Here is a 17,392-nt window from a genome sequence, read left to right on the forward strand (position 1 = left end):
TCTTGCCAGTGCCCGTACGGGCGCCACAACCACGGCCATCGTTTTCATGATCGAGACCAATCCGATTCATGCGCAGATCGCGGACCTCACGGGCCGCGTCGAGTCGCTTAGGGGGTATCTTTGACTACGCCACCAAGCGTGAGCGTCTCGAAGAAGTAAGCCGCGAGCTGGAAAGTCCTACCGTCTGGGACGATCCGCCGCGCGCGCAGGAACTGGGCCGCGAACGCGCCCGCCTGGACACTGTCGTCACCGGCATCGACGAACTCACCGCGGGTCTTTCGGACGCGAGGGAGCTGCTGGACATGGCCGCGGCCGACGGCGACGAGGACACCGTCCGCTCGGTCGCCGACGACGTCGGGAAACTCGAGGCCCGCGTGGGCAAGCTCGAGTTCCAACGCATGTTCTCGGGCAAGATGGACTCGAACAACGCGTTCGTGGATATCCAGGCCGGCGCCGGCGGCACCGAGGCGCAGGACTGGGCCGAGATGCTGCTGCGCATGTACCTGCGCTGGGCCGAGTCGCGCGGCTGGAAGGTCGAACTGATGGAAGTCTCCGGCGGCGAAGTGGCGGGCATCAAGTCGGCCACCTTCCGCGTCGAGGGCGACTACGCCTACGGCTGGCTGAAGACCGAGATCGGCGTGCACCGCCTGGTGCGCAAGAGCCCGTTCGACTCGGACAACCGCCGCCATACCAGCTTCACCTCCGTGTTCGTCTCGCCCGAAGTCGACGACGACATCGACATCGACATCAATCCTGCGGACCTGAAGACCGACGTCTACCGTTCGTCCGGCGCCGGTGGCCAGCACGTCAACAAGACCGAGTCGGCCGTGCGCATCACCCACGTACCCTCGGGCGTGGTGGTGGCCTGCCAGACCGAGCGCAGCCAGCACGCCAACCGCGACCGCGCCATGAAGATGCTGGCGGCCAAGCTGTACGAGCTGGAAGTGCAGAAGCGCAACGCCGAGAAGGACGCGCTGGAAGCGAGCAAGTCGGACATCGGCTGGGGCAGCCAGATCCGCAACTACGTGCTCGACCAGAGCCGCATCAAGGACCTGCGTACGGGCGTCGAGCGCTCCGACACGCAGAAGGTGCTCGATGGCGATCTGGACGAGTTCATCGAGGCGAGCCTCAAGTCTGGCCTTGATGCCGGCGCCAAGCGCATCGACGCCTGACCGGATTTCCCGAGGAGGACACCGCATGAACGGCAAGACGATCGGCATGCTCCTGTCTGCCTGTGCCGCACTGGCGACGTTTGGCGTGGCCGCGCAGGACAGCGGCGCCGGCCAGTCCATCAAGCAGGACGCCAAGGCCGTCGGCCATGGCGTGGCCGACGGCGCACGCGATATCGGCCACGCTACCCGCGATGTCGCCAAAAAGGTGGGCCACGGTGCGAAAGAGGCCGGCCTGGGCATTGGCCATGGGGCGAAGAAGGCAGGCATCGCCGTGGGCCATGGCGCGCGCGATGGCTGGAAGGCCACCAGGCATGCGGCCAAGCTGGTGTTCGACTGAGCCGATCGGCCGCGAACACCTTCATCGAACATCAACCATCACGAGACACCCGCTGCCGCATCCGGCCGCGGCCACGGAACCATCCATGAGCGAAGCCACCGAAAACCTGCCCGTCGACGAGAACAAGCTGATCGCCGAGCGCCGCGAGAAACTCAAGACGCTGCGCGGGCAGGGCGTGGCCTTCCCGAACGACTTCAAGGTGGACGCCTTCGCCGGCGACCTTCGCACCGAGTTCGCCGACCAGGATGCCGAAGCCGTCGACGCGGCGGCACGCCGCGTCAAGGTCGCCGGCCGCATCGTGCTCAAGCGCGTGCAGGGCAAGGTCAGCTTCGTGCAGATGCAGGACTTCACCGGCCGCATCCAGCTGTTCGTCCACCAGGGGACGGTGGGCGAGGCCTATGAGGCGTTCAAGGGTTGGGACGTGGGCGACATCGTCGGCGCGGAAGGGCAGCTCATGCGTACCAAGACCGGCGAGCTGTCGGTCAAGGTCGAAAGCCTGCGCCTGCTGACCAAGAGCCTGCGCCCGCTGCCGGACAAGTTCCACGGTCTGGCCGACGTCGAGCAGCGCTACCGCCAGCGCTACGTCGACCTGATCGTCACCGAGGAAGCGCGCCGCACCTTCGCGCTGCGCTCGAAGATCATCGGCTTCATGCGCAAGTGGCTGGAGGCCGAGCCGCGCCGCTTCATGGAAGTGGAGACGCCGATGATGCACGTCATCCCAGGCGGCGCCACGGCCCGGCCGTTCGTGACCCACCACAACGCGCTGGACATGAGCCTGTACCTGCGTGTGGCCCCGGAGCTGTACCTCAAGCGCCTGGTCGTGGGCGGCTTCGACCGCGTCTACGAGATCAACCGCAACTTCCGCAACGAGGGCGTGTCGACCCGGCACAACCCCGAGTTCACCATGCTGGAGCTCTACCAGGCCTACGCCACCTACCACGAGATCATGGACCTCACCGAGGCGGTGATCCGCGAGACGGCGCAGAACGTGCTGGGCGGCACCGCGCTGACCTGGGAAGGCGCGCAGATCGACGTCGGTCCGGCGTTCCGTCGTTGGCGGATGGAAGATGCCGTGCTGGAGCACAACCCCGGGATCAAGCGCGAGGAACTGCGCGATCGCGAGGCCATGGCGGCGCATGCACAGCGCCTTGGGGTCCAGGTCAAGCCCGGCTATGGCTGGGGCAAGCTGCTGCTGGAGATCTTCGAGAAGACCGTCGAGCACACGCTGATCCAGCCGACCTTCATCACCGACCATCCGGTGGAGGTTTCGCCGCTGGCCCGCGAAAGCGACACCGATCCGGGCATTACCGACCGCTTCGAGCTCTTCATCAACGGCAAGGAGATCGCCAACGGCTTCTCCGAGCTCAACGACCCGGAAGACCAGGCGGCGCGCTTCAAGGCGCAGGTCGAGGCCAAGGAATCGGGCGACGACGAAGCGATGCACTTCGATGCCGATTACATCCGCGCGCTGGAAGTGGGCCTGCCGCCGACCGGCGGACTGGGCATCGGCATCGACCGCCTGGTCATGCTGATGACCGGTTCGGCGTCGATCCGCGACGTGCTGCTGTTCCCGTACATGCGCCCGGAAGCCTGAGGCGAGCCACCCCATCCGCCCTTCAGGCACCTTCCCCCGTGACGCGGCGTGTGAATCGAGCCTTCCCCCGTTCCACGGGGAAGGTGCCCGAAGGGCGGATGGGGGCGCCCTTGCGGGGAACTACACCGCGCCCACACCCCGCGACCGCACGCGCCGCCGCAGCATCGCCATCTGCAACAGATTCACCCCGCTCGACCCGGCCCAGTACAGCCCGAGCCCGGCGGCGAGGTGCCACACCATCAGCAGCGATACCACCACCGGCAGCCATTGCAGCAAGGTGCGCGTCTGCTCGGACATCGCCGGGTTGAGCAGCAATGCCGCGAAGCTCAGCACTCCCACCACCAGCGCCAGCCACGCATCCGGCCGCGCCAGTTTCGGAATCCACAGGAACGAGCCGGCTCCGGCCACGCCCTGGCGGATCGCCGCGTAGATGCCCGCACCCAACGGCGCCTGCACCAGCGCGACCAGCAGGCCGCTGCCCAGGCCGCCGGTCAGGCCGTGCTCCCGATACAACGCCTGCATCGCCCGCGCCTGCGCGGCCGGATCACCGGCATGGCGTTCCTTGAGGCGTGCCAGCTTCGGTTTGAGCGCCAGCAACTGCTGCTGCCGCCACCAACCCTGCTCGGCGTGCTTCAGCGTCATCGGCAGCATTCCCACGCGCACCAGCACCGCCAGCGCGATCACGGCCGCGCCGTAACTGCCGTCCAGCCACGTGGCCAGCTGCGCCAGCACCGAGGAAAGTCCATCCACGAACATCGACCACATACCCCCGCTCCCTGCTTCATGGTGTGAGCGCAGGAGATGTGCGCGGTCATCCACTGTTTCAAGCGCCCCGGTGCGGTGACCGATGGCAGGGGGCTCAGCCTTTCCCGTCCGGAGGCGAGGGCAGGGGATCGTTCCACGACTTGGCCACCGCCCAGGCCACGCCGGTCAGCGGCACCGCCAGCAGCGTACCGACGATCCCGCCCAGGATCGTGCCTGCGGTGAGCGCCAGCAGCACCGCCAGCGAATGCAGTTGCAGCGAGCGTCCGAGCACCACCGGCGAGAGCAGGTTGCCCTCCAGCTGGTTGACCACGATCACCACGACCGACACCCAGATCGCGGCGCTCAGCCCCACGGTCACCAGCGCCACCAGCGCCGCGATCACCCCGGTGGCGGTCGCGCCGACGATCGGCACGAACGCGGCCAGGAACACCAGGATCGACAACGGCACCGCCAGCGGCACGCCCAGGATCCACACCGCGCCGCCGATGAATACGGTATCGACCAGCGCCACCAGTGCGGTCCCGCGCAGGTAGCCGCCCAGCACGTCGATCGCGCAATCGCCGGCATGCGCGACGCGCGCGTGCCACGCCGGTCGCAGTGGCCGGAGCAGGAAACGCCAGATGGACGGCCCGTCTTTCAGGAAGAAGAACAGGATGAACAGCACCAGCACGAAGCCGGTCGCCAGCTCCATCGTGGTGAACACCCCCGCCATGGCATGCTGGCCAAACTCGCTGCTGGTGATGAAGTCGACCACCGCCTGCCGGGCGTGCTCGATCTGTTGTTCGCTGATCGACAGCGGCCCGCGGTGGAGGTAGTGCAGGGCCTGGCCGAACCCGTCGATGGCCGACGACTGCAGCGTCGGCCACTGCGCCGCCACCCGCGCCACGGCCAGCCCTATCACGCCGCCGAGGCCCACGCCTCCGAGCAGCAGGGTAAGCAGGGCCGCCGCCGCGTGCGGCAGGTGCAGCCGCCGCAGCAAGGCGACCAGCGGAAACAGTGCCGCGCTCACGATCAGCGCCAACAGCAGGGGAATCACCACCAGCTTGAGCCGAATGGCCGCCACCCCCACGGCCCACGCCACCAGCAGCACCAGCCCCACCTGCGCCGAGCGGACGGCCAGGCGCCCGAACGGATCGGTCCACAACGCGCGCAGCGACGGACGGCCCGGACGGGACGTGGACGGGTCGGTCGGGGTGTCTCCCATGCATCGGTCTCCTGTCGGTGGCCGGCCGTGCCCGGATCACGCGGTCATGCGCGCCGCGCGTACCTGCCTGCACGCCTAGCCGGAAGCCCTGACCCTACCGGGGCGTAACACACCGCAACGTGTAGGCCCGCATCGGGCCCCGCGCCGCTGTGGGCGGCGGTCGGGTCGGCTAGACTTGGCAGTTTCCCGGTTGGAGCATCACGCCATGTGGTTTGCCATCGTCGGCACCGACGTCCCCGAGTCGCTGGACAAGCGCAAGAGCGCGCGGCCGGAGCATCTGGCGCGCCTTGAAAAGCTCCAGGCCGAAGGCCGCCTGCTGCTGGCCGGCCCGTTTCCGGCGATTGCCTCGGAAGATCCGGGCCCGGCGGGCTTCACCGGCAGCCTGATCATCGCCGAGTTCCCCTCGCAGGCCGACGCCCAGCGCTGGGCCGACGCCGATCCGTATGTCGCCGCGGGCGTCTACGCCGGCGTCGAGGTCAAGCCGTTCCGCAAGACCCTGCCGTGAACGCGATGGTCGAGCAGATCCGCCAGCGCCTGACCGACGCGCTGGCGCCGGTCGAGCTGGAGGTGCTCGACGAGGGCCACAAGCACGCCGGCCACGCCAACGCCGGCAAGGGCCATTTCCACGTGCGCATCGTCAGCGCCGCCTTTGCCGGCGTGTTGCCGATCCGGCGGCACCGCATGGTGTACGCCGCGCTGGAAGGGCTGATGGACCAGGGCATCCACGCGCTGTCGATCGACGCCAAGGCTCCTTGAGTTTCCAATTCAACAAGTTATAGATTCTACTTCGAGTTATTTGTCACGCAGGGTTCGCATTGCGACCACGCCCGGCGTTTGGCACAGTGACCTGTCGCCCGAGCCACCGCGGGCCTGCCCTACTGTTGAGCCCGCATGCGCCTTACTACGATCAAACTCGCCGGCTTCAAGTCCTTCGTCGACCCCACCACGCTGCACCTGCCGACCAACATGACCGGCGTGGTCGGACCCAACGGCTGCGGCAAGTCCAACATCATCGACGCGATCCGCTGGGTGATGGGCGAGAGCGCCGCCAGCCGCCTGCGCGGCGATTCGCTGACCGACGTGATCTTCTCCGGCTCCAACGCGCGCAAGCCGGTGGGGCAGGCGACCGTCGAGCTGATCTTCGACAACGCCGACGGCACCATCCAGGGCGAGTACGCGCAGTACGCCGAGATCTCGGTCAAGCGCCAGGTGACCCGCGACGGGCAGTCGTCCTACTTCCTCAACGGCGCGCGCTGCCGCCGCCGCGACATCACCGACCTGTTCCTCGGTACCGGGCTGGGTCCGCGCAGCTACTCGATCATCGAGCAGGGCATGATCAGCCAGATCATCGAGGCGCACCCGGAAGAACTGCGCACACATCTGGAAGAGGCCGCCGGCATCTCCAAGTATAAGGAGCGCCGCAAGGAGACCGAGAGCCGCATCAAGTCCACCCGCGAGAATCTCGATCGCGTCAAGGACGTACGCGACGAGGTCGACAAGCAGCTCGACCACCTCAACCGCCAGGCCCGCGCCGCCGAGCGCTGGAAGGCCCTGAAGGAAGAGCAGACCCGCAAGGAAGCCGAACTGCGCGCGCTGGAATACCGCGCGCTGAAGGGCCAGCACGAGGGCGAAGGGCAGGGCCTCTCCGCCGCCGAGATCGAGATCGAGAAGCAGCTCGCCGGCCAGCGCCAGATCGAGGCGCAACTGGAATCGGTCCGCGAGCGTCACGTCGGCGCCACCGAGCACCTCAACGAAGTGCAGGCGGAGGTGTACAAGGTCGGCGCCGAGATCGCCCGCGTCGAACAGCAGGTGCGCTTCAACAAGGAAACCGCCGAGCGTCTGCAGCGCGCCCAGGCCGAAGCCGAGCGCGAGCATGGCGAGCTGTCCGCGCACATCGCCAACGACCGCGAGCAGGTGGAAACCCTGCGCATGGCGCTGGCCGAGGGCGAGCCCAAGCTCGAAGCGCTGCAGCAGATGCAGGACGACACCGCCGAAGCGGCGCGCGGCACCGAGTCGAAGCTGGCCGACTGGCAGCAACGCTGGGACGCCTACACGCGCACCGCCGGCGAATCCAGCCGCGCCGCCGAAGTCGAGCGCACCAAACTCAATTACCTCGACCGCCAGGCGATCGACCTGTCCAAGCGGCGCGAAGCCCTCGAAGCCGAGCAGAACGCCACCGACGTGGCCGCGCTCGACGCCGCCGCCGAACAACTGCACGTCGAGCACGACACCCAGCGCGAGCGGGTCGAGTCGCTCGGCAGCCTGCTCGACCAGCACAAGCTCACTCACGAGAAGGTGCTCGACGAGGAGCGTCAGGTGCAGTCCTCGCTCAACGAGGCGCGCCAGCAATTGCAGAGCGCGCGTGGCCGGCTGTCCTCGCTCGAGGCCCTGCAGCACGCCGCGCTGGGCCAGGAAGAGAGCGCCGCCAGCGGCTGGCTCGCCAGCCTCGGCCTGGACAAGGCGCGCCGCCTCGGTGAAGCGCTGCAGGTGGACGCCGGCTGGGAGTCCGCCGCCGAAACCGTGCTGGCCGGCCTGCTCGACGGTGTGCTGGTCGACAACCCGCTGAACCTTGCCGGTGACTTCGGCACCTTGGGCGAAGCCGACCTCGCGTTGCTGGCCTCGACGGAAGGCGGGCAGGGCGCCGAAGGCACGCTCGCCGCCAAGGTGCGCGGCCCGGCCGCGGCCATGCAGCTGCTCGCGCAGGTACGCACCGCCGAAACGCTGGACGAGGCGCGCAACCGCGTCGGTTCGCTGGCGGCAGGGGAGTCCATCATCACCCGCAGCGGCGAATGGCTGGCCCCGCAGTGGGCACGTATCCGCCGTGCCCAGGGCAACCAGGTCGGCGTGCTGGCGCGCGAGCGCGACATCCGCCTGCTGACCGAGCAGATCGAAACACTCGAAGCGCAGCTGGAAGAATCCACCGCCCGCCTGGACGAACTGCGCACCGCCAAGTTCGAAGCCGAGCGCGCCCGCGACGACGCCCAGCGCGAGCTCTACAACGCACACCGCCGCCAATCCGAGCTCGCCGGCCAGTTGCAGAGCCACCGCGGCAAGGTCGAAACCGCGCGCGCCCGCGCCGAGAAGGTGGCCGGCGAGCTGTCCACGCTGATCGAGCAGCTCGACGAGCTGCAGGTGCAGACCCGCGAGGCCCGTGCGCGCCTGGACGAATCGGTCAACCACATGGGCGACCTGGAAGACCAGCGCCGCGAGCTGGAAAACGAGCGCCGCGCGCTGCTCGAAGCACGCGAGGAAGCCCGCATGAACGCCCGCGAGGCCGCCGACCAGGCGCACGCGCTGGCGCTGTCGATGGAATCCAAGCGCTCGTCGCTGGCCTCGCTGGAACAGGCACTGGCCCGCCTCGACACCCAACTGCGCCAGGTCGAGGCGCGTCGCACCGAAGTCGCCGAACAACTGGCCGCTGGCTCCGACCCGATCGCGGAACTGGAAGCCGAGCGCCAGACCTACCTCGACCAGCGCCTGCTCGTGGACAGGCAGCTCGTCGAAGCGCGCCGCGCGCTGGAAGACTGCGACATCGAGTTCCGCAAGCTCGAGCAACAGCGCCACCTGGCCGAGCAGAACCTGGCCAGGCTGCGTGAAAGCCTGTCGGAAAAGCGCCTGGCCGCGCAGGCGCTGCAGATGCGCGCCGACCAGCTCGCCGAAGCCATCGCCGCCTCCGGCCTGGAACTCGAACCGCTGCTCGCCGAGCTCCCCGAGCAGGCCGACGCCAACCAGTGGCGCACCCAGCTTGGCGATCTCGCGCAGAAGATCGTTCGCCTGGAACCGGTCAACCTCGCCGCAATCCAGGAACATGCGGAACAGAGCGAGCGCAAGACCTACCTGGACAACCAGATTGCTGACCTGACCAGCGCGATGGAGACGCTCGAGGGCGCGATCAAGAAGATCGACCGCGAGACCCGCCAGCGCTTCAAGGAGACCTTCGACAAGGTCAATGCCGGCGTGCAGGAGCTGTTCCCGCGCCTGTTCGGCGGCGGCCACGCCTACCTGGAGCTGACCGGCGACGACCTGCTCAACACCGGCGTGTCGATCATGGCGCGTCCGCCGGGCAAGCGGCCGTCCAACATCTCGCTGCTCTCCGGTGGCGAGAAGGCACTGACCGCGGTCTCGCTGGTGTTCGCCATCTTCAACCTTAATCCGGCACCGTTCTGCCTGCTCGACGAGGTGGACGCGCCGCTGGACGAAGCCAACGTCGGCCGCTTCTCCAACATGGTCCGCGAGATGAGCGAGAAGGTGCAGTTCATCTTCGTCAGCCACAACAAGGCGACGATGGAAGCGGCCAGCCAGCTCTGCGGCGTGACCATGCGCGAGCCAGGCGTTTCGCGCCTGGTGCAGGTGGACCTGGCCGAAGCGGCTAAACTGGCCGGAGCTGCGTGAGGATCCATCGATGACCGTGCTCGCCTTTGCCTGGAACCCTGCCGTCGGCGTACCGCTGGCGATCGCCGGCGCCATCGTGCTGGCGCTGCTGTGGCTGTTCGGCCAGCCGAAGAAAGAGCAGGGCAGGCGCCGCGTACCGAACACCGGGCAGGGCAGTGGCGAACGTCGCGAACCCACCTTGGGCGATGGCGACACGGACGACATGCTGCTCGACGACGAGCCGCACGCGCGCCTCGGTGGCGAGGAGCCCATGCCGCAGCAGGGCGAACTGGAGATCGGCCTGCGCCAGGAACTGGAAAAGCTCGGCGCCACCCTGGCCGGCGAACGCGCCGCTCCGGCCACCCAGCCGTCCGGCCGCGCAGCGTCGATCATCGACGCGCTGCGTGCGCCTTCCGGCGCTGCCGAAGCCGTCGCCCCGACGCCCGTGTCCGCGCCAGCCTCGGCGCCTGTTCCAGCCCCGGCGCCCGCACCCGCGCCCAAGGCGCCGCCGGCGTCGGACCTCGGTCGCCGCCCCTCGCAGCTGCCGATGGAACGCATCGTCACGCTGTTCGTCATGGCCCGCGACGGCGGCGTATTCAACGGCGCAGACCTCATCGTCGCGGCCGAGAAGGCGGGCCTGGAGTACGGCCACCTGGGCATCTATCACCGGCTGGTCGACGGCAAGCGCGAACAGGGCCCGATCTTCAGCGTGGCGAACATGCTCAAGCCCGGCAACTTCGACCTGACCCGCCTCGACGCCCTGCGCACCCCGGGCCTGAGCTTCTTCATGACGCTGCCGGGCCCGCTCTCCGCGCTGGATGCCTGGGACGCCATGCTGCCCACCGCGCAACGGCTTGCCGAGCTGCTCGACGGCCAGGTCCTGGACGAGGAACGCAACGCCCTCGGCCGCCAGCGCATCGCGCACATCCGCGACGAGCTGCGCGGCTGGGACCGCGACCACGAAGGCCAGGAAATCATCTTCGGCCGCTGACGGTCCGCCCGGCAACGCCCCTGTAGCAGCGCACCTGTGCGCGACCGCCATGCCCCCGGTCGCGACATGGCGCTCCTGACCATCCGTTCGGACCGCGCCATGTACACGCCCACCGCCTTCCGCGAAACGCGTCTGCCCGAACTGCATGCAGCGATCGACACGATCGCCTTCGCCAGCCTGGTCAGCACCACCCCCGACGGTCTCCAGGTCAGCCACATCCCGCTGCTGTTGGCGCCGGAAGAGGGCAAGTACGGCACGCTCTAAGGCCACGTCGCCCGCGCCAATCCCCACGCGCTTGGCAACGGCGCGCCGTCGCTGGCGATCTTCCTTGGCCCTCACGCCTACATTTCCGCCGGCTGGTATCCCGGCAAGCCGACCCACGGCCGGGAAGTCCCCACCTGGAACTACATCGCCGTCCACGCCCACGGCACCCTGGAAACCTTCGACGAGCCGTCCGCCCTGCGCGAACTCCTGTGCAAGCTCACCGACCGCCACGAACGTGCCATGCCCGATCCGTGGCACGTGGACGACGCTCCAGCGGACTACATCGACCGCAACCTCAAGGCCATCACCGGCCTGCGCCTGCCGATCGAGCGGATCGAAGGCAAATGGAAACTCAGCCAGAACCGCAGCGAATCCGATCGCGAGGGCGTGTTGGCGGGACTGGACGGGCTGGGGAGTGACGAAAGCCGCAAGATGGCCGCAGCGATCCGGGCTGCCAACAAACCGGCCATGGAACCGTAGGCCCGCGCGTGCGAGCCTTGCTCGCCTGGACCAGCAAGTACTGGATTATTTCGCTTCCAACGAAGCCTGCAGTGCCGTAGCCAACGCCGCGTCGCCGCTGACCAGATCTTTCCAGAGCAACGCCACACCGCGGCGCCGTCCTTTCTCCGTCAACTTCAATCCCTCCGGGTCCACCACCAACGTGTAGGCGACATCCCCGATAGTCAGTTCACGCTTCAGCGGTTTGTCGAGCGGCGTCATGGGGAACTCCTGAAGAGGCGGATGAAAGGCTGCGCAGCGGGGTGCAGCGTGGCGAACGCTTCGTCGTTGGCCTGTACTCAATTGCGCATAATGTCTATTATGTAAAGTAGCGAAGCGGGTGGAAACATCGGCTCGCGGATGTTCCCCTGTCATCCTGCTACGGGACCGCCGGTTCGGATGGCTCTGTTGTGGGCGACGACGTCCTCGGGTGCCAGTTATTGATGTCGCCGGAGACCGTGCGGAGACGCTGGCCATTATCGCTTTCAGCCAGGGCGGACATTCGTGGCCATAGCGCTGCGCCGCTCCGGGCGGCAGTTTCAGTACGCCAGGCCGGCCTGTCGCGCTGCTGCCCGGGAGGGCTTGGCGCCGGACAGCCGGTCGCACACGGTGTCCACATCGCCGTCGGCGAGCAGGTCGTAGGCCGATCGCCCCTCGAAGGCCCGCTGGTGCATGCACATCCAGCGTGCCGCCCGCTGCCGGTCGCCAGCGAACTGCAGAGCCAGTTGCGCGACCGCTGGATGGTGTTCCTCCAATACCCCGAACGCGCGCTGCATGGCTGCCTCGCGGGCGAGGTCCAGCCCGTGCAGCTCGTCAGCCACGGCACGCAGGCTGCGGCCTGTCTTCGACGACCGCTGTGCGTGGGTCACTGCAGCGTCCTCTGCTCGGAGCGGTCGATCTCGATCGCCGCCCGCAGGAAGGTCAGTACGGCGTGTACCCTGCCCTCCTTTACCAGTTCCGCCGCGGTGAGCCCGTCCAGTACCGACAGCGGTACGGTGCGGTACCAGACCATGGCTTCCACCGGGTCGGGTTCCAGCGACGCGGCCAATCGCAGCACCGCCAGCGCCGCCGTCCGCGCGTCTTCCACTGGCGAGGGAGCATGTTGCAAGGGTCGCGCTCCGGTTGCCAGCCAAACCTCAGATGTGGATCGCATGGGAACCTCCTGCGAATCGCTTTCCGGTAACGGTAGCCAATACGAACAGGAGCGGCTTTTGGATGCCTCCTCCCCTGGCCTCAGGTGCGCATATCGGAAAAGAGCCATCGCGAAGCGATTTTCCCTCCGTGTTGTCGACGACCCGCCGGGACAAGACGACGGCACTCTTGGGTGGCTACCTTGCCCGAGGCCGGTGCACCGGCCTCCATAACCCCTGCGACAAATCGCCCGCTCTCCAGCCCGCTCCCCGCCTGACATGAATCAAGAGCGCCCCCCGCCCCACCCCTGACCATGCACGCGTCCTCAAGGGAGACGCGCAATGAGCACCACCCGAAAACTCTGGCTGGGGCTGGCGGCTTTGCTGCTGGCCTCGTTCGCTGTCCTGCTATGGGTCGGCAAGGAAGTCCATCAGCAGGCGCCGCCGCTGCCTTCGGCCGTGGTCACCACGGATGGCCATACGCTCTATACGCGAGCCGACATCGAGCTGGGCCGGCAGGTGTGGCAGAGCATCGGCGGGCAGCAGTTGGGCTCCATCTGGGGCCACGGCGCCCTGGTGGCGCCGGACTGGAGCGCCGACTGGCTGCACCGCGAAGCGACGACCATGCTGGAGCTGCTTGCCCGTGACGAAGGCGCCGCCTCGTTCGCTTCGCTCGATGCCGGCCGCCAGGCCGCTTTGAAAGCACGAGTGCAACAGGAAGAGCGCACCAACACGTACGACGCGGCCAAGGGCACGATCACCGTGTCGCCGCTGCGCGCGCAGGCGATGGAAGTGGTGGCGCTGCACTACGACAGCCTGTTCAGCAACGACCCGGCCACGCACAAGCTGCGCGAGGGCTATGCGATGCGCGAGAACACCATCGCCGGGATGGAGCATCGCCGCGTCGTCACCGCGTTCTTCTTCTGGACCAGCTGGGCCGCCGCCGCCGAGCGCCCCGGCCACAGCGTGAGCTACACGCAGAACTGGCCGTTCGATCCGCTGGTGGGCAACCAGCCCAGCGGCACGACCTTCATCTGGTCGGTCTTCAGCGTGCTGTTCCTGATCCTCGGCATCGGCCTGCTCGGCTGGCACCACGCGGTGCAGAGCCACAAGGAGGAGCCTGCCGTGCCGCCGGCCCGCGATCCGCTGGCCGAATTCAAGCCCACGCCCTCGATGAAGGCCACCGCCAAGTACTTCTGGACGGTGATGGGCCTGTTCCTGACCCAGATCCTGCTCGGCGCCACTACCGCGCACTACCAGGTCGAAGGCCAGCAGGCCTACGGCTTCGCGCTGGCCAACATCCTGCCCTATGCGCTCACGCGCACATGGCACACGGAGCTGGCCGTGCTGTGGATCGCCACCGCCTGGCTCGCCACGGGCCTGTACATCGCGCCGGTGATCGGCGGACACGAACCGAAATTCCAGCGTCTGGGCGTCAACTTCCTGTGGGTGTGCCTGATCCTGATCGTGGTTGGCTCCTTCGCCGGTCAGTGGTTCGCGGTGATGGACAAGATGGGCCTGAAGTACAACTTCTGGTTCGGCCACCAGGGCTGGGAATACACCGACATTGGCCGCTTCTGGCAGATCTTCCTGTTCGTCGGGCTGATGCTGTGGCTGTTCCTGGTCGGTCGTGCACTGTGGCCGGCGATCAAGCGCCGCGACGAGACCTCCAACATCGTGGGCCTGTTGTTTCTCTCCACCATCGCGATCGGCCTGCTCTACGGCGCCGGCCTGATGTGGGGCGAGCACACCCATATCGCGATGGTCGAGTACTGGCGCTGGTGGGTGGTGCACCTGTGGGTGGAAGGCTTCTTCGAGGTGTTCGCCACCGCGGTGATCAGCTACCTGTTCGTACGCCTCGGCTTGCTGCGCGTGCACAGCGCGACGGTGAACGTGCTCTTCGCCACCATCGTGTTCATGGCCGGCGGCGTGCTCGGCACCCTGCACCACCTGTACTTCACCGGCACGACCACGGCGGTCATCGCGCTGGGGGCGAGCTTCTCCGCGCTGGAAGTGGTGCCGCTGGCGCTTATTGGACTGGAGGCCTACGACAACTGGAAGAAGCAGCACGCCGCGCCGTGGATGGCGCGCTATCGCTGGCCGATCATCTTCTTCGTGGCGGTGAGCTTCTGGAACCTGATCGGTGCCGGCCTGTTCGGCTTTCTGGTCAACACGCCGATCGCGCTGTACTACATGCAGGGCCTGAACCTCACGGCCACGCACGGCCACACCGCGCTGATGGGCGTGTACGGCATGCTCGGCCTGGGGTTGATGCTGTTCTGCCTGCGCGGCATCAAGCCGGACGCCGAGTGGCGCGAAGGCTGGCTCAAGGGTGCGTTCTGGTCGCTCAACATCGGCCTGTCGATGATGGCCCTGCTGACCTTGTTGCCGCTTGGCATCCTCCAGCTCGACGCGGTGCTCGACCACGGCTACTGGTTCGCACGCTCGGAGCACTTCATGGACCGCCCGTTGATCCACCTGCTCGTGTGGATGCGCGTGCCGGGCGACACGCTGTTCGCGGTGGGCGCGCTGTTGACCTCGGTGTTCGTGGCCTCGCTGTGGCTGCGGGGCAAACGCGAGCCCAGGGCGGTGCCGCTGCCGCAAGCGGCGCGAGAGAGCGCGTGACCGACATCAGGGCGTGCCGCGAGGCGCGCCCTGATCCTTTTCTGCAGGAGCACACCCGGTGCGCTCCTGCGACACCACGGGCTGCCATGTTCGAGTTCTATCCCCAGATCAAGGCCGTGCACATCGCCTGCGTCCTGCTCAGCGGTGCGCTGTTCGCGCTGCGCGGGCTGCTGCTGCAGGTCGGCCATGCCGGTGCGGCGCACTGGGCGCCGCTGCGCTATCTCAGTTACACCATCGATACCACGCTGCTCACCGCGGCACTGATGCTGCTCACCATCCTGCCCGGCGCGTACTTCGCCAACGGCTGGCTGACCGTGAAGCTGGTGCTGGTGGTGGCTTACGTCGTGCTCGGCAGCCTCGCGCTCAAGCGTGCGCGAACGCCAGCGGCGCGACGGATATTCCTGGCCGCCGCGGTGGCGATATACGTCTTCATCCTGGGGATCGCACGCATGCACCATCCCATGGGCTGGCTGCACGGGTGGTTCGCATGAGCGCCGCCTCCGAGCTGCCGGCTGAATCGCCGCGCGACCACACGCTCGATGCCTGCTTTCTCGGCCCCTACGGCGAGAACGACACGCTGCTGGAAAAGCTGCTGGTCGAGTTCCTGCGCGACCACGTCTACTGGCGGCGGAACTTCCACCCGGAAGACCCGCCGGCGATCGCCACCTCGGCTGCGTGCCATCCTGACTACCTCGCGTTCGAGTCGCGCATGCGCCGCGAGCTGCACCAGCTCTCGGCCGCGCTGAAGAAGTCGGTGCCGTTCCACAGCCCCCGCTACATCGGCCACATGGCCTCCGACCTGCTGCTGCCGGGGCTGGCTGCGCAGATGCTCACCCTGCCCTACAACCCCAACAACGTCAGCGAGGATGCCGCGCCGGTCACCGTCGACCTGGAAGTGCAGGCCGGCCTGCAACTGGCGCGCATGCTCGGCTACCCGCACGATCCGGCGCGGCCGGACTGCGCCTTCGGCCACCTCACCTCCGGCGGCACCGTCGCCAACTACCAGGCACTGCGCCTGGCGCTGGCACTGAAGGCCTTCCCGGTCGCATTGCGCGCCGCGCAGGTGCCGGATATCGCCCTGCCCGAGAACGACTGGGGCGCCTTCAACCTTTCCCCGGCCGCGTCGATCGCGCTGCTGGAACAGTGGCAGCGCTGGCTGGCCGCGCTCGCGCCGCCGGTGCGAGCGCAATGGCGTGCCTGGGTGGAAGCCGAGCGCATCGAGCAGCGTGGCCTGGCCGGCTTCTTCGCCGCGCACCCGCAATTGAGCGTGCCACGCGTGCTGGCGCCGATCACCGCGCACTACTCCTGGAGCAAGGGCGTCAAGCTGCTGGGGCTGGGCCGGGAGAACCTCGAGCTGCTGCCGACCCGCGACATGCGGCTGGATGCCGACGCACTGGCCGAGCGACTGCAGCGCCTCGCCCGGGCGCGCGAGCCGGTACTGCTGTGCGTGGCGGTGCTGGGCGGCACCGAGTACGGCACGATGGATCCGGTCCACGACGTGCTGAAGGCACGCGAGGCAAGCCGCGCCCAGGGGCTGGATTTTGCCGTGCACGTCGATGCCGCCTGGGGCGGTTATCTGGCGACCGTGTTCCGCCGCGAGGACGGCAGCCTGCGTCCGCGCGAGGACGTGGCCGTCGACTACGCGCATTTCCCGACGCCCGACGTGCACGCTGCGTTCGCCGCGCTGGGCGACACCGATTCGGTGACCGTCGATCCGCACAAGCTCGGCTACCTGCCTTACGGGTCGGGCGCCTTCGTCTGCCGCGACCACCGCGCCATGGCGCTGCTGGCCGAGCGCGCGGACTACGTCTTCCACGGCGCCACACCGGTCGACTACCTCGCCCGCTACCGCAGCCTCGGCCAGTACATCCCCGAAGGCTCCAAGCCGGGCGCCGCCGCGGCCGCGGTCTACGTCACGCACAAAGTGCTGCCGCTGGACCACGCCCATTTCGGCCGCCTGCCGCGCGCCACCCTGCAGGCGGCCGAGGCCTTTCACGCCCGGGCACGGCAATGCGCGGACGAGCTGGCCGGGCGCGTGCATGTGCTGGTGCCCTTCGCGCCGGACAGCAACCTGGTTTGCCTGGCGATCAACCCGCACGGCAACCGCGACGCGGCGGCCGCCAACGCCTTCGTGCGCGCGCTGCACGACGAGCTGCGCTGCGACGTGCGCCAGCCGCTGCAGGTGAAGGAGTTCTTCGGCTCGGTCACCAGCCTGCGCCCGGACGTGCTCGGCCCGGCGCAGACGCGGCGCATCCTGGACGCGCTGGGCCTGGACCCGCAGACGTTCGACGGCGGCGAAGACCACCTGCTGATCCTGCGCCACACTCTGATGAACCCGTACCTGATCGACCACGAAAACGGCATCAGCTACATCGACCGCTACTTCGACCACCTGGCCCGGCGCCTGCGCGCGCTTGCCGCCACGCGCCGCTGACACCGCC

At 68.1% G+C, this 17,392-nt stretch carries 15 protein-coding genes and 1 pseudogene; 11 read left to right on the forward strand and 5 right to left on the reverse strand.

Features of this window, described 5'->3' with window-relative positions; genetic code table 11:
- Positions 1–46: 46 nt before the first annotated feature.
- From prfB to lysS, 3 genes are all read left to right on the forward strand, one after another.
- Positions 47–1,172 (forward strand): peptide chain release factor 2 gene (prfB, locus tag ACFWZU_RS06905; protein WP_439700671.1). Its coding sequence is split into 2 segments (ribosomal slippage): positions 47–121 and positions 123–1,172, totalling 1,125 coding nucleotides; the frame shifts between segments, so codons are not numbered across the junction.
- Positions 1,173–1,197: 25 nt separating this feature from the next.
- Entirely contained in the window at positions 1,198–1,509 is a 312-nt protein-coding gene (locus tag ACFWZU_RS06910) for a hypothetical protein (protein ID WP_439700672.1), read from the forward strand.
- 85 nt (positions 1,510–1,594) lie between these two features.
- Positions 1,595–3,103, forward strand: a complete 1,509-nt coding sequence (lysS, locus tag ACFWZU_RS06915) for a lysine--tRNA ligase (protein ID WP_439700673.1) — start codon at positions 1,595–1,597, stop codon at positions 3,101–3,103.
- 120 nt (positions 3,104–3,223) lie between these two features.
- Here lysS and ACFWZU_RS06920 read toward each other — a convergent pair whose 3' ends face one another.
- Together ACFWZU_RS06920 and ACFWZU_RS06925 are read right to left on the reverse strand one after the other, a co-directional pair.
- Positions 3,224–3,868, reverse strand: coding sequence for a YidC/Oxa1 family membrane protein insertase (locus ACFWZU_RS06920; RefSeq protein WP_439700674.1), 645 nt, complete (start codon positions 3,866–3,868; stop codon positions 3,224–3,226).
- Positions 3,869–3,962: 94 nt separating this feature from the next.
- Positions 3,963–5,072, reverse strand: a complete 1,110-nt coding sequence (locus ACFWZU_RS06925) for an AI-2E family transporter (protein ID WP_439700675.1) — start codon at positions 5,070–5,072, stop codon at positions 3,963–3,965.
- Positions 5,073–5,277: 205 nt separating this feature from the next.
- On the opposite strand from ACFWZU_RS06925, the gene ACFWZU_RS06930 reads away from it, so the two are divergent.
- The 5 genes and pseudogenes from ACFWZU_RS06930 (at position 5,278) to ACFWZU_RS06950 (ending at position 11,178) form a co-directional block, all read left to right on the forward strand.
- Positions 5,278–5,577, forward strand: coding sequence for a YciI family protein (locus ACFWZU_RS06930; RefSeq protein WP_439700676.1), 300 nt, complete (start codon positions 5,278–5,280; stop codon positions 5,575–5,577).
- Positions 5,578–5,582: 5 nt separating this feature from the next.
- Positions 5,583–5,828, forward strand: a complete 246-nt coding sequence (locus tag ACFWZU_RS06935; RefSeq protein ID WP_439700781.1) for a BolA family protein — start codon at positions 5,583–5,585, stop codon at positions 5,826–5,828.
- A 135-nt stretch (positions 5,829–5,963) separates the two neighbouring features.
- On the forward strand, positions 5,964–9,464 hold the full coding sequence (gene smc, locus ACFWZU_RS06940; protein WP_439700677.1) for a chromosome segregation protein SMC: 3,501 nt from the start codon (positions 5,964–5,966) through the stop codon (positions 9,462–9,464).
- Positions 9,465–9,474: 10 nt separating this feature from the next.
- Positions 9,475–10,434, forward strand: coding sequence for a cell division protein ZipA (gene zipA / locus ACFWZU_RS06945; RefSeq protein WP_439700678.1), 960 nt, complete (start codon positions 9,475–9,477; stop codon positions 10,432–10,434).
- A gap of 99 nt (positions 10,435–10,533) precedes the next feature.
- A pseudogene (locus ACFWZU_RS06950) lies at positions 10,534–11,178 on the forward strand (FMN-binding negative transcriptional regulator).
- Positions 11,179–11,223: 45 nt separating this feature from the next.
- Here ACFWZU_RS06950 and ACFWZU_RS06955 read toward each other — a convergent pair.
- The 3 genes from ACFWZU_RS06955 to ACFWZU_RS06965 all read right to left on the reverse strand — a co-directional run bounded on the left by ACFWZU_RS06955 (position 11,224) and on the right by ACFWZU_RS06965 (position 12,304).
- On the reverse strand, positions 11,224–11,418 hold the full coding sequence (locus ACFWZU_RS06955) for a hypothetical protein (protein ID WP_439700679.1): 195 nt from the start codon (positions 11,416–11,418) through the stop codon (positions 11,224–11,226).
- A 317-nt stretch (positions 11,419–11,735) separates the two neighbouring features.
- Positions 11,736–12,065: an antitoxin Xre/MbcA/ParS toxin-binding domain-containing protein gene (locus ACFWZU_RS06960; protein WP_439700680.1), complete on the reverse strand. Its 330-nt coding sequence runs from the start codon at positions 12,063–12,065 to the stop codon at positions 11,736–11,738.
- Positions 12,062–12,304, reverse strand: coding sequence for a hypothetical protein (locus ACFWZU_RS06965; protein WP_439700681.1), 243 nt, complete (start codon positions 12,302–12,304; stop codon positions 12,062–12,064). The genes ACFWZU_RS06960 and ACFWZU_RS06965 overlap by 4 nt, the downstream gene beginning before the upstream one ends.
- Before the next feature lie 364 nt (positions 12,305–12,668).
- On the opposite strand from ACFWZU_RS06965, the gene ACFWZU_RS06970 reads away from it, so the two are divergent.
- The 3 genes from ACFWZU_RS06970 to ACFWZU_RS06980 all read left to right on the forward strand — a co-directional run bounded on the left by ACFWZU_RS06970 (position 12,669) and on the right by ACFWZU_RS06980 (position 17,385).
- Positions 12,669–14,951, forward strand: coding sequence for a nitric-oxide reductase large subunit (locus ACFWZU_RS06970; protein ID WP_439700682.1), 2,283 nt, complete (start codon positions 12,669–12,671; stop codon positions 14,949–14,951).
- Between the two features lie 86 nt (positions 14,952–15,037).
- Complete coding sequence (locus ACFWZU_RS06975; protein WP_439700683.1) at positions 15,038–15,442, forward strand: SirB2 family protein; 405 nt, start codon at positions 15,038–15,040, stop codon at positions 15,440–15,442.
- Positions 15,439–17,385, forward strand: coding sequence for a pyridoxal phosphate-dependent decarboxylase family protein (locus ACFWZU_RS06980; protein ID WP_439700684.1), 1,947 nt, complete (start codon positions 15,439–15,441; stop codon positions 17,383–17,385). The genes ACFWZU_RS06975 and ACFWZU_RS06980 overlap by 4 nt, the downstream gene beginning before the upstream one ends.
- Positions 17,386–17,392: the final 7 nt, after the last annotated feature.

It is taken from the genome of Frateuria sp. GZRR33 (assembly GCF_051900425.1).
GTDB lineage: Bacteria > Pseudomonadota > Gammaproteobacteria > Xanthomonadales > Rhodanobacteraceae > Frateuria_A.